A 10,968-nucleotide genomic window follows, 5' to 3' on the forward strand; every position below is an offset into this window, starting at 1 on the left:
GCCGCCCCGAACCCCGGCAGGATATGGTCTAGTAAAACAGTCGATATTTACTTACCAAGCAACCATTATTCTTTGGAAAAATGAAAATAAAAAAGGCGGTTATTGGCCACTTTTTCGGTTTTATTGCTTGCGTTTATTTTCGGCCTGTACTATTCTTTACTTGTTGAGAGGGAATAGGCCCAAACAACAAAGCGCCCCGGTCAGTGCTCGAACACCAGACCGGGACTGCGTAGAACAGAAAGGCTATTTTCATGTCCGACGGTAAAAACACAATCGCTCAGAAATCCGCTCCCCGCAAGGGTGATGCAGCCGGTAAGGCTTCCCCCGAACAGGTCCGCCGCTTTCAGGAAGCGCAGGCACGTAAAGCTGCTATGGAGGTTCCCACACTTCAGGCCGCAAAAGACCTTGCCCCCAAGGAAGTGCAGATTGGCCAGATTGTTTCCATGTTTGGCTTGGAATCTGCCGACACCAACGAACTGCTCGGAGTGGGTGACACTATCGTGCGTGACCAGTTCAATATTCTTTATCCCGTGTTGGTTAATCAGATTCGTGGCGACGACAATCTGACAGCCCTCAAGATGCACCTTGACCGCACTGTTGACGCTCTTGTCCGCTCCGCTATCGGGGCCGCAAATTTCTATGAAACCCGCCGTCTGGTCGCTAAGGACGCAAAAGACCAGTGGGCCAATGAATATCGGGATCAAGACCGCATGGGCGTCGATGGTGGTCCGAACCGCGTGGACTTTGCCCGCCGTATTGCGGCTGAAAACGCTGTGAAAGCCTATTCTCTGGTGTGCATCGCAGAAGGGGCCTGCCTTGCTTATCGGGAACTTATGGGGGCCGAATGGGCAGCATACCAGAACACACGTAACAAACAGCCCATTGATGCAAAAGCGAGCGCTTTGATGGACGATGCACTGGGCATCTGAACAACAACCAGCCGGGCCAAAAGGCCCGGCCAACCTCAATTACCGGAGCAGTTTTAGAAATGCTGGGTATCCCGGAAAAACCCCCACAGAATGAGATACAACTGACAGAGCGGCTCAAATTGGCGGCGTCCGCTTGCCAGAATCTTGCGCTTACGTTGGTGGGCCTGTCGCTTATTTCTCCATTCTTCGCGGCAGGTGGGTGGTCATGGCACAAGCTGCCCGCCGTTATGGTTGCCGCAATTTTGGAACGTGCAGCTTTCGAGTTTTTGAGTTATATTCCTGCAAAGGAAACCTCAAAGGAGGACAAGCAATGACAAACGCCTTCCTAACCAACACAGTCATGGTGCTCGGTGTGTTTGCTGTTACCTTTGCCGCGAGCGGGTGGATTGCAAGGTGGCTGTTGCCAGCCCGGCAGTCTCCTGAACACAAAGGGTAGTTGGTAGACTACCATCAGGAAATCGCGCGGCGGGCTACGCCCGCCGCAATGCGTTTTGGTCTTCATTTCTCATTCTGTTTCTTTCTGGCCGGAAAAAATGGGCCGTATCGTTGTCCCCGCGGGCTATCCCCATAGGCAGCAAGCAGCCTGCCAACGAGAAGGCAACCGCCGCCATGCTGGACGCGCTGGGTATTTAACAAACCAAGCCGGGGAGATAGCCCCAGCACTCCGTGCAGTTTTGGACAGACCATCATCACAAATGAGAAAGCACATAGAGGATAGGCTCAAGGCAGTTGCGCCTCTGGCACAATCTGTTGCGCTGGCTATTATAGGCAGGGAGGACTGAAAAATGGATGGTTTTTTAACGGGTATCCTTTATCTCGCGCTTCCTTTTGTATTCCTTAGTGCGGCATTTGCTCTTGCGCTGGGGCCGATTGCCAATCGTCTTGCGGCTATTAGAAAGCGCCTTGAGTAGTCATAACGGTTTTAATGAGCATTTTTAATGTGTGCAGGTTGAACCTGCACTCGCCCGTCCCCAATAAACGGAATAAGGCGGCCTCGGCCGCCTTATGTGTATCTTGTCCGCTTAACCATAAGCGTATCGCACGTTCCGGCCTGTCCAGTCAGCCTTCGGCTCCGCTACGCGGCGGCGCAACCCTCGCCAGGACGGAGTGGCCCGCCTCCAGAGCAGGGCAATAGCCCCGCCCTGGACGCAGGCCACTCCGTCAGGCTCAGGTCGCTCTGGACTGGACAGACCGGAACGGGCTGAACATCACATCCTCAGGGAGAAGACACATCGTTCAGGTCACACCATATCTGACCAGTTTTGGAATCATGATACGTGTGTGCAAGGCAGTAACGGCCCCGACTGTTCTGGTCCCATGTCGCTATGAGGGGGCCGAGTGCTCCCAAAAAAATCAGACCACATGCCATAAGGACAAGCCGGACATATCCATGCCAGCGGGCTTCGCGGTAAAACGTGTATTCCTGCGTCGGCAGGCGCTCGCGGATACGCTCAAAAACCTGATCCTTCAGCCCCTTCTCCAATGACAGCATGAAATGACTGAATAGCGCCTGTTGATCCTGTTTGAGTGACAGCTCCTGCTCTTTCAGGCGGGCTTCCCCAGTGTTTTGCAGGGCTTGGATGTTCTGGCAGCCTTTATCGAGTAACTCACACAGGCGCTCAGTGTCTTTCCTAGATATCTCAATAATCTGTTTGAGCTGAGCTTCAAAAGATTCCATGCGAGCTGAAGACGATTGGACCAGCCTTGCGTGGGCATCCATCGCGGCACGCACAGAGATGATCCATTGGCCAAGCGGAGTATGCGCATCAATCCCTTCCAACTGAGCTGCGCGTTCTAGCGATTTACCCGCTTCTAATAGAGCGTGTATCTCGGAATTGTCATGGTCAGGTGACATTATTATTCCCGGCCAGCCGCTGCATAGGGACTTTATGTCCATGCAGCGAAATCTGGTTCAAAATGGATAGAACAAAGGAGGTTCAATATTTCGGCAGTTCCTTATAAATTAAGGAAGCCACGTCGTAATATTGGCAGTAGCAATGTTCTGCTCGATGACCTCAAGCCAGTTTTGAACTTGCCACCGCCGCATGGGGTCTAGAGGCTTACCAGTTATGCCGTTCTTACCTTCCGCAGCATCATGAAACGACAAGCCAGACAGTTGGACATCACGCATGCAGGTAAGTTTTGGGATGCGCAGGAATGCGACATCCATACCGTCGACATCGAGTAAACGGCTGTCAGTATAAAGCGGGGCAAATACATTATCGGGTTTATGTCCAACTGGGACAGCCCACTCGTTCAAGACAATGATACCCCTGCGCGGTTTGAACATCTGGCTTTCCCAGAGGCTCAAGAGATATTCAATGTCGCCCGGTTGGGGGCCGCACATAAATATGCCTGTCACGGGAAGACCCATGGCATCAGCTGCTTGGACAAGATTGTCCTCATTGGCCCATTCTTCGAGCGTACGATCCCCACCACCAACGTCAACAATCAGAGACGCCTTTTTTTCAATCGCAGCACTAAAGGCGTCAGTGTACCAGCGTTTCAGTTCCCCACTTTCTTCGCTGGCAGGACGGGGAAAGCCGTATTTGTCAAAAATTGTCGAATATTGGGAAAGGCCACGATTGCGCACATCCCCGTCAGCCAGAAGAACCGAGCGTCCCGCATAAATTGCCCGTTCGCTGAGCGGGCCAAGTATCGTGGAACCGCCAAGGTTGCCTCGACCTGCTTTGATCGCTGATATGTGCGGATTGGCTGGAACCGCGTCAGCCACAGGTGACTGGTCTGTTTTTCTAGTCATCTCAGTTAATCCTTGTTCCATTGCAAAGCGCAATGGAACAAGGATACGCGGGGTGGTTGTGAATACGGTTATTTGGACCTGTAACCGTTACCTAGTTTCATCTGCATCCATGAAATCATCGCTTTGATCACGTTCGTTCTGGACGCATGTGGGATTGCTTCGAGCATGGGCATGCAATCAAGCGCCCATTCTCGATCAGTTTCATAAAATGATCTCCGAGGCAGGCCCGGCATTTGCTCAAAATCAATATTCCCGTCCGGTCTGCGCCCGGTTGCCGATAGAGGCATTAAGGCTTCCAGTGGGAGGTTTGCGGGCATTCCTTCAGGACGTGGTCCAACGTAGGGGGCAGGTAATGGCGTGTTCCGGTCGTCCCCATACCGGGGCGCCTGTTTTTTCATCGTGAAGTGCGTAGCAACCTGACCGATGGTTACTGAGGGGGGAGCAGACATATTTGGCGTATTGTGTGTGTCAGAATGTGGCGCGGTTTGCGGTGCCGCCATGTCAGGGAAAAGGACGGATTGGCTACGCTCACGGCTTGCTGCAAGGCGGCGTTCTTGGACACCTTCGTCAGCTTTGAGCATAGCGATCTTCAAAGCTTCGCGGTCACTTTCCAGAGCCTTTTTGTTCTCTAAAGCCTCAACCCGCTGCGCCTCGAGAGCAACACGCTTGCTGTTATCAACGGCCGCCAACTTCTTGGTGGCTGCCGAGATGGTCTTCCTCACGCGGTACCATGTCTTTCTCGCGCAATCTTTAGTGGGGATTTCGCCATGAACATTGGTTAACCCCGCCTGAGCAAACCACTGACATAGTTTTTCCCAGTTCATCCGGTCTCCAGCAGCTTTGGCAACAATGCTGTCATGGTGAAGCCGGAGAAAACTAAACAATGGCGAGTGTCCTACTCCACCGCCCACTAATGACAACATGCTGTTGATATCGGGTGCCATGCATCCACTCATTTTGAACCCCCCTCATAGCACCAGAAACCAGGCGCGGGCGTCAGACATCAAAAAACCGAAAATATTGGCAGAGACCATCTGACGCCTCTCTGCTGCGCATTTCGTGCCTATCAGATTCTTTTTCCCGAGACAATACCATCCCGCTTCTGTCGAAATAACGTGACAAAAGCGGGACAGTAAGAAAGCGTTTTCCATATACAAATGCAAACCTTTCGGTTTGCGCTTCGCGCTAGCGCCATGAGGGGATGTCGTTGTCACGACATTGGGGCATCTTGATGCTGCAACCCGCTCGGGAAAACTTGCGGCGATGAACGAGCGAAGGCATCTGAATTGTGTGTTTTTGTTTGTAATGCAAAACCGTAATACGTTAGTGTCTGTGCATAACGTAGGGAGGAAAAGATGGCTGGACCGTTATCCATTCGTCTTGACGACAGATTGCGGCGAGATCTGGAGCAGGAAGCAAGTTTTCAAGGTATCCCGCTGAGCAATCTGGTGAGAGACATCCTTAGCGCCGGAGCCAGGGCGGCAAAGCGTCAACGCATTCATCAGGACAGTGCTCGGGTCGCTCACTATGCGGCAGAAACGCCCGAGAGGCAGGCCCTTTTCGAAGAGACTGGGGGTGCCCATAGCAATGGCTTCTGATCGGCCAATAGCCAGCACGATGATCTTTCGTCCAGGTCAGATCGTTCTGGCTGATTGGCGTGGGGATGCTCTTCCGAAGGAGCCAAACAAACGTCGTCCAGCCGTTGTCGTGGAAGATGACCTATTCCCAGCCGAGTGGCCGAATGTCATTCTTGTCCCACTGACAGATGATGAGGGATTGGTTATTCCTGACCTGAGTGTCAGGCTCGACCCATCACCTGAGAACGGGTGCTCTAAAGTCTGCTGGGCGGTTTGTGCACTTGTTACGACGACATCCAAATTGCGCGTTGTGCCGACCGAAAGTTTTGTTCGGCCTGAACAGTTGGAGATGATGCGAAAACAAATCGCATTCCTGATTGGGGCAGATATTTAACGGCGTCTGGTGCGGCTCCTGCAGGCCACACAAGCGGATTAAGAAATCAGCGTAATTGTCGAAGAAATTATGCTGGTTTCGGGATTGTCAGATTTGTCTAATTCAAAAATTACATATCTTGGCGCCAGACTGAAGGAGATCTGACAATGCGTGTGTCCAGTGCGAAGTTTATTCGCAATTATGGAATCATGACCGACCAGGCCCAGTCAGAGGCCGTAACGATTATCCGTAATGGCAAGGGCAGGCCAGTGGTTCTGTCTACTGCTGAATACCATAGGCAGTTCGCCAGATCCCGTCGTGTTGTCCTGCCCAATGAGTTGAGCGAAGTGGACTTGGAAGCTATTGCGGCGACCGAGACGCCTGATAGTTATGCCTATCTGGATGCAGAGATCACTGACCAGTGAGTTTTTGGACCCGATACCGGGCTTGTTCTTCGGTCTTCCTACCTTATGTTACCGGGAAGCTGACCAAGGATAGGAGGAAGGTCAAGGATCGTTTATTGGCCATCATCTTCGTCACGCAGAATCATGCTGGTCTGATACAGGTGCTTAATCCTACCACTCTCATCGCCTGTCGCCAGGCAAACTTCTACAGACCAATCTATTGTCGCTTACGGTGTGCTACCACTATCGCGTTATCTTATGATCTGAGATGTATTTGTGGGTGAAGCACGGCGTTCGCGCAAGGTTCTCGGCTTTCAGACGGACTGACCAAACCGTATTCACAACTGGATCGACCATACTCATTCCATCGTATTGGAGAGGAGTTATGGACTTGGTGGATACTGGCCAGCAAAAAATAGCGGACCTTTTGGTGGCGCTCCTGTCAAAAGGGGATGTCATGGGCAAGGATATCAAGGATATCCTAAAGATGGTCAGCCCTTCAGAAGATGATGATGAAAGCGCAAAAATTTCGGAGGCATTGGCTCAGATGGCCAGTGCTATTTCTGGGCTTTCTGACACACTTAGTGGCGTTAAGGCGTCAGTCGATGACTTGGTCAAAGTTACCAGATCGAGTGGACTGGCATGATTACCTTCCGCAAATTAACAGCGAATGGGGCCGGAAAGCTTATCGTGGCCTATTTGCGGGAGCATCAATTAGAGCCAGAAAACGACGTTCGTACCGATCGAGATCTGGAGAAAAATACGGAAAGTGGGGAGCGGCTAAACTCATATTACACAGGCAGGGAAGGAAAAGGAGCTTGGGCCCCTCACATCGGGGGACACATTGCTGATGCATTAGGGATCGACACAACCAAACCGCCTACTGATGAGGGGTTGGCGCGGCTGTTCGAAGCTAAACGAGCGGATAATGGAGAGGCATGGGACAATACTGGCCGGAAACGAGAAATATCAGGGTTTGATTTTACAGCATCGCCCGACAAATCTGTGACGCTGGCTGCCGAGTTCGCTGAGACCAGGGCTGAACAGGCTTTGATCTGGCAGGCCATTCATCTTGCCAATGACCGGGCTCTACGCCTTATAGGATCAGAGATAGGCCTTGCCAGAAGAGGTTCTGGTGAAAAGGCGTTTGAAGAGGAAGGTGAGGTGGCATGGATTTCCTTCCGTCATTATACCGCCCGTCCAGCGCTGCATATTCAGGATGGAGAGGCGGGTGCGACTGCATCGGTGGAAATACCGGTTCCCGGTGATCCGCAGGCGCACATCCATAACGTCATGCTTAACGCTGTGGCCACCGAGAGCGGACACATTGGGTCATTGGACAGTGCGCGCCTGACGAATGTTACGGCCCATCTTTATGGGGCTTATTTCCAGGCTGAACTGGCGCAGGAGTTGCGTAAGCTTGGTGTGCAGGTTGTCCCAGATGCACGTGGAAAAGCAGTCGTCATTGAAGCGATCCCCAAAGAGGCCTGTGAGGCTTTTTCTAAACGGTCGAGGCAGGCAGAACAGCAGGCCAAGGCCTTTGTTAAGCGCCAGGGTGGTAACTGGAACACCATGACGGCCGATCAGAAGTTCAAGGTTTTGCATCAGGCCAATCTGGCTTACCGTTCCAAAAAATATGATGGCACTAATGACCGGGAGATCTGGCGGGAACAGGCCAGGGAAATGGGCTGGGAGCATAAGACCGTTCTTACCGATGATAAGCCTCAGGAGCTTGCCCAGCAGGAACGGTTTGATAAAGCGTATGAGGTTGCGGCCAGGCTGCTCGCTGATGAATTTCGTACTGCGGCTGTTCTGGATAAGAACATGTTCCGGGTTCATGCAGCCCATGGATTGATTGCGGCAGGGATTGCATCCAGTTCGGACATCGACCGTGTAGCGGAAATGATCGAGGAGCGGGGCATCCTTGTGAACGGCGAGATGGTTCTCTTCGTTGAGAAGGAACGCGATCGTCTTGTGCAGATTGCGACAACGGCTCAACTGGCCCTTGAAGAAGAAATGGCTGATCTGGCTGGCCTCGCGTCCAGAACACAAACAGGGGTGTTGTCGAGCGAGCAGATTGCGGCGGCCATTGCGCGTTCGGGATTGGATTTTGAGCGCGAGCCGGATCATGGCAAGGCGCAGCTCGCTGCCATCTATGCAATGGGGGAGGCTGGCCAGCTTGCCTTTCTGACGGGTGTTGCTGGGGCAGGGAAAACCACCCTGCTCCAACCGTTGGTGGATGCATGGAAGCAGGATGGCCGGCGGATGGTCGGGGCAGCGCTGGCATGGCGTCAGGCGGACGCCCTGTCGGATGCTGGTATTGAAGAGCGTTATGCTCTTGCCCCTCTTCTGAAGAAAATTGAGGATGGAAGCCTTAGCCTCGACCAGGATAGTGTTCTGGTTCTTGATGAGGCGAGCCAGATTGCACCAGGTCAGATGTTACAGATCCTGCGTTATCAACAGGAAGCCGGATTCACCTTGCGTATTCTGGCGGACAGGGAACAGGCACAGGCGATTGAGGCCGGTGATGCTGTAGAGCTGCTCATGCGTGTGCTCCCCAAAGAAGCACAGCCAGCCCTGCTCAGCACCGTTCGACAGAAAACGCCACGGGGTCGTGAGATTGCTGGTCTGTTCCGAAGCCCAGGACGAGACCTGACGCTCTCCGAAGCGAAGCAGAAAGAGCAGGACACCCAGCGTGCCCGGCAGGCCATCGACATGAAGCGTAAAGATGGCACGTTCAGTCTGGTTGGTGGGGATCATACTCAGGTCGTGGAAAAGATCGCGGACTTCTACCTCAAGCGCCGTGACATGCTGACGGCGGCCGGGTCGAAGCGTGGGATTACAATGTCGGCTCCTACCAATGAAGATGTGATGGCACTGAGTATTGCCGTGCGTGAAAGGCTCCGCATACGGGGCGAGATTGGTAAAGAAGAGATCGTTAGGGCGGCTATAGACCAGAGAGGGGAGGAATATGATTTGCCTCTTTCTGTTGGCGACAGGGTACGTCTTTTTTCACGGACAAACTGTCTCGTACGTACGAATGACCGCAACCGTTGGCGCCAGTTGGGCAACAATGGTGATTTTGTCGATGTGCAGGGATGGACCGATAAAGGTATTGTTCTGAAGAATGGAAAAGGGGTTGAGGGTTTTGTGCCATGGGAGCGGCTGGCTGACCGTGAAACCGGGCGGATCAAGCTGGGTTTTGGTCATGCCATGACCATCGACGCTGCTCAGGGGATTACTGCAGATGAACATATTAACGCCATGCCCCGAGGGACAGCAGCAGTTACGGGGTTCACGGCTTATGTGGCCGAGAGTCGTCACGTTCTGACCTGCTGGACGAAGATAGCTGAGGCTCCGGTCACAGAGGCAGAAACCTTTTCTCGAGCATTGGGAGATAAGACGCCCGTCACGATTGAGGATATTCTGAACCGTATTGCTGGTGACATGGGGAAGCACCCATACAAGGCTCTGGCAATTGATCTGGAAGGCGTTGAACTAAAGTATCAGGATGACCTACGTCGCTGGATTACACAGGCCCATGTCAATGAGAAGGCAAGGGAGGAAGGAAAGTTTCCTGGGGAGAAGCAACGTGCACGACAGGCGAGCCGGGGATTACGCGCGATAACGCCTGAACAATGGGATGATGTGAGCCGAAAACTCCGTCGACAGGCTTACCAGACCCAGAATATGGCTGAATCTATCAAGAAATCAGTTGATGGTCTGAAGCGTGATCAGAAGGAAAAGCATGCACGGCAACAGGAGCAGGCGCGAGATAGAGGCAGAAGCCGTAACGCCGAACCGGACTTGTGACAGGAGAAGGCCGTGATGGAAGATGATGTGATGGAAATGGAGCAGTTGATTGCAACACTTGCCCCATTAATGTCGATGGAGCGTGAGGCTGAAAACTGCCAGAGTAGTGAGGAGTATCGTGCTTTTCGGCGACGTGTTGAAGATATTAACCAGGATGCCCTTGATGGATTGAGGCAGTTTATTGATGACCGGCCGAACTTGGGACACGCGGACATGCAGTCAGTTTATTACTTTCTTACAAAGCATCCTGATCTGATCTATTCCAGAACAGATCACGGGGTTCTGACAGCTTTGATCAATGAGGCATGGCGAGGGAAGCGAGGTTGGAAGGGCTAATAAAATAAAAATTGTCTAACACGTGAGAATAACCGTTAGTCAGCAATGGGGGGGAAGCGGAAGGTCCGCTGTTCACCTGTTCAGACGAGACAGCGGACATCATCAGCCTACTTTCACCAGACTACGTTCGTTGTTTCGATCCATTTCTGGATGGAAGTGTGTGCTGAGGCACCCAGCCGCGCGGCAATCCAGAGCATGAAGCCTTCTCTCTGTTCAAAACGGAGAGTGAAAATCAGGTCCACGAACCCTCTACCTCCACATCGACCCTTATGGGTTACATCAATGCCTTGTAACCTATGGGTACCATCTCTATATTGACCCCTATGAGTTACATAGTTATCTTGCAACCTATAAGTTTCATCACCTATGAAAGCTTGTAGGATCGGAGCTTGACCTATGCAGGGCATATTCAACGCAGCGGACATCGGAAGCCAGATTAGAGAGAAACGGCTGGCGCAGGGAATGAACCAGACCGTTCTGGCCAAAAAGCTAGGCTGCTCTAGGAAGTGGGTTTCCGACATCGAACAAGGCAACGAGACGGCCGAAATTGGTCGCGTGCTGCGTGCCTTGGCTATGCTCGGAATCAAGATTTTTGTTGGACAGCCTGAAGCCGTAGAAAGCAAAGAGCTCTCTCCTCAGTATAACGAAATTCTGGCGCATCGCGACCGGTTTGGTGAGGTGCCGCAAGCTATGGACAGGATGGCCAAGCTGGGACTGGTTGGGAACCCGATGAAGGAAAACCTGGACAGGATGGCCAAGCAGGGACTGGTCGGGA

At 52.6% G+C, this 10,968-nt stretch carries 14 protein-coding genes; 11 read left to right on the forward strand and 3 right to left on the reverse strand.

Features of this window, described 5'->3' with window-relative positions; genetic code table 11:
• The first annotated feature begins 251 nt into the window (after positions 1 to 251).
• The 4 genes from ABF979_RS14195 (at position 252) to ABF979_RS14210 (ending at position 1,840) form a co-directional block, all read left to right on the forward strand.
• Positions 252 to 929 carry a hypothetical protein gene (locus tag ABF979_RS14195; RefSeq protein ID WP_415560489.1) on the forward strand — a complete coding sequence of 226 codons (678 nt, stop codon included), beginning with the start codon at positions 252 to 254 and terminating at the stop codon, positions 927 to 929.
• A 59-nt stretch (positions 930 to 988) separates the two neighbouring features.
• Positions 989 to 1,243 (forward strand): hypothetical protein, encoded by a 255-nt coding sequence (locus ABF979_RS14200; RefSeq protein WP_415560490.1) that lies wholly within the window; start codon positions 989 to 991, stop codon positions 1,241 to 1,243.
• The gene (locus ABF979_RS14205) at positions 1,240 to 1,365 is read left to right on the forward strand and encodes a hypothetical protein (RefSeq protein WP_257125316.1); all 126 of its coding nucleotides are present in this window, start codon (positions 1,240 to 1,242) and stop codon (positions 1,363 to 1,365) included. The genes ABF979_RS14200 and ABF979_RS14205 overlap by 4 nt, the downstream gene beginning before the upstream one ends.
• A gap of 349 nt (positions 1,366 to 1,714) precedes the next feature.
• The gene (locus ABF979_RS14210) at positions 1,715 to 1,840 is read left to right on the forward strand and encodes a hypothetical protein (protein ID WP_257125315.1); all 126 of its coding nucleotides are present in this window, start codon (positions 1,715 to 1,717) and stop codon (positions 1,838 to 1,840) included.
• 305 nt (positions 1,841 to 2,145) lie between these two features.
• Here ABF979_RS14210 and ABF979_RS14215 read toward each other — a convergent pair whose 3' ends face one another.
• From ABF979_RS14215 to ABF979_RS14225, 3 genes are all read right to left on the reverse strand, one after another.
• The gene (locus tag ABF979_RS14215; RefSeq protein ID WP_275177838.1) at positions 2,146 to 2,784 is read right to left on the reverse strand and encodes a hypothetical protein; all 639 of its coding nucleotides are present in this window, start codon (positions 2,782 to 2,784) and stop codon (positions 2,146 to 2,148) included.
• Between the two features lie 108 nt (positions 2,785 to 2,892).
• Positions 2,893 to 3,690 carry a hypothetical protein gene (locus ABF979_RS14220; RefSeq protein ID WP_253518871.1) on the reverse strand — a complete coding sequence of 266 codons (798 nt, stop codon included), beginning with the start codon at positions 3,688 to 3,690 and terminating at the stop codon, positions 2,893 to 2,895.
• Between the two features lie 68 nt (positions 3,691 to 3,758).
• Positions 3,759 to 4,634, reverse strand: a complete 876-nt coding sequence (locus ABF979_RS14225) for a hypothetical protein (RefSeq protein WP_415560491.1) — start codon at positions 4,632 to 4,634, stop codon at positions 3,759 to 3,761.
• A 411-nt stretch (positions 4,635 to 5,045) separates the two neighbouring features.
• Here ABF979_RS14225 and ABF979_RS14230 point away from each other — a divergent pair, with 411 nt between their 5' ends.
• From ABF979_RS14230 to ABF979_RS14260, 7 genes are all read left to right on the forward strand, one after another.
• Complete coding sequence (locus ABF979_RS14230) at positions 5,046 to 5,288, forward strand: hypothetical protein (protein ID WP_415560492.1); 243 nt, start codon at positions 5,046 to 5,048, stop codon at positions 5,286 to 5,288.
• Positions 5,278 to 5,661 carry a type II toxin-antitoxin system PemK/MazF family toxin gene (locus tag ABF979_RS14235; RefSeq protein ID WP_415560493.1) on the forward strand — a complete coding sequence of 128 codons (384 nt, stop codon included), beginning with the start codon at positions 5,278 to 5,280 and terminating at the stop codon, positions 5,659 to 5,661. The genes ABF979_RS14230 and ABF979_RS14235 overlap by 11 nt, the downstream gene beginning before the upstream one ends.
• A gap of 146 nt (positions 5,662 to 5,807) precedes the next feature.
• Positions 5,808 to 6,065 (forward strand): hypothetical protein, encoded by a 258-nt coding sequence (locus ABF979_RS14240; protein WP_415560494.1) that lies wholly within the window; start codon positions 5,808 to 5,810, stop codon positions 6,063 to 6,065.
• A 370-nt stretch (positions 6,066 to 6,435) separates the two neighbouring features.
• Positions 6,436 to 6,690, forward strand: a complete 255-nt coding sequence (locus ABF979_RS14245) for a hypothetical protein (protein WP_415560495.1) — start codon at positions 6,436 to 6,438, stop codon at positions 6,688 to 6,690.
• Complete coding sequence (gene mobF / locus ABF979_RS14250) at positions 6,687 to 9,857, forward strand: MobF family relaxase (protein ID WP_415560496.1); 3,171 nt, start codon at positions 6,687 to 6,689, stop codon at positions 9,855 to 9,857. Before ABF979_RS14245 ends, mobF begins: the two co-directional genes overlap by 4 nt.
• Before the next feature lie 12 nt (positions 9,858 to 9,869).
• Positions 9,870 to 10,193, forward strand: coding sequence for a hypothetical protein (locus tag ABF979_RS14255; protein WP_415560497.1), 324 nt, complete (start codon positions 9,870 to 9,872; stop codon positions 10,191 to 10,193).
• A gap of 396 nt (positions 10,194 to 10,589) precedes the next feature.
• Positions 10,590 to 10,968: helix-turn-helix domain-containing protein (locus ABF979_RS14260; RefSeq protein WP_415560498.1), on the forward strand; the 379-nt coding region annotated here is incomplete at its 3' end.

It is taken from the genome of Gluconobacter sp., from assembly GCF_047723935.1.
GTDB lineage: Bacteria > Pseudomonadota > Alphaproteobacteria > Acetobacterales > Acetobacteraceae > Gluconobacter.

What these genes read in the sequence shown, in the direction of transcription:
- ABF979_RS14220 (WP_253518871.1), bottom strand. Translation starts at nt 3,690, where the DNA reads ATGACTAGAAAAACAGACCAGTCACCTGTGGCTGACGCGGTTCCAGCC.
- ABF979_RS14240 (WP_415560494.1), top strand. Translation starts at nt 5,808, where the DNA reads ATGCGTGTGTCCAGTGCGAAGTTTATTCGCAATTATGGAATCATGACC.
- ABF979_RS14230 (WP_415560492.1), top strand. Translation starts at nt 5,046, where the DNA reads ATGGCTGGACCGTTATCCATTCGTCTTGACGACAGATTGCGGCGAGAT.
- ABF979_RS14195 (WP_415560489.1), top strand. Translation starts at nt 252, where the DNA reads ATGTCCGACGGTAAAAACACAATCGCTCAGAAATCCGCTCCCCGCAAG.
- ABF979_RS14205 (WP_257125316.1), top strand. Translation starts at nt 1,240, where the DNA reads ATGACAAACGCCTTCCTAACCAACACAGTCATGGTGCTCGGTGTGTTT.
- ABF979_RS14235 (WP_415560493.1), top strand. Translation starts at nt 5,278, where the DNA reads ATGGCTTCTGATCGGCCAATAGCCAGCACGATGATCTTTCGTCCAGGT.
- ABF979_RS14200 (WP_415560490.1), top strand. Translation starts at nt 989, where the DNA reads ATGCTGGGTATCCCGGAAAAACCCCCACAGAATGAGATACAACTGACA.
- ABF979_RS14225 (WP_415560491.1), bottom strand. Translation starts at nt 4,634, where the DNA reads ATGGCACCCGATATCAACAGCATGTTGTCATTAGTGGGCGGTGGAGTA.
- mobF (WP_415560496.1), top strand. Translation starts at nt 6,687, where the DNA reads ATGATTACCTTCCGCAAATTAACAGCGAATGGGGCCGGAAAGCTTATC.
- ABF979_RS14215 (WP_275177838.1), bottom strand. Translation starts at nt 2,784, where the DNA reads ATGTCACCTGACCATGACAATTCCGAGATACACGCTCTATTAGAAGCG.
- ABF979_RS14210 (WP_257125315.1), top strand. Translation starts at nt 1,715, where the DNA reads ATGGATGGTTTTTTAACGGGTATCCTTTATCTCGCGCTTCCTTTTGTA.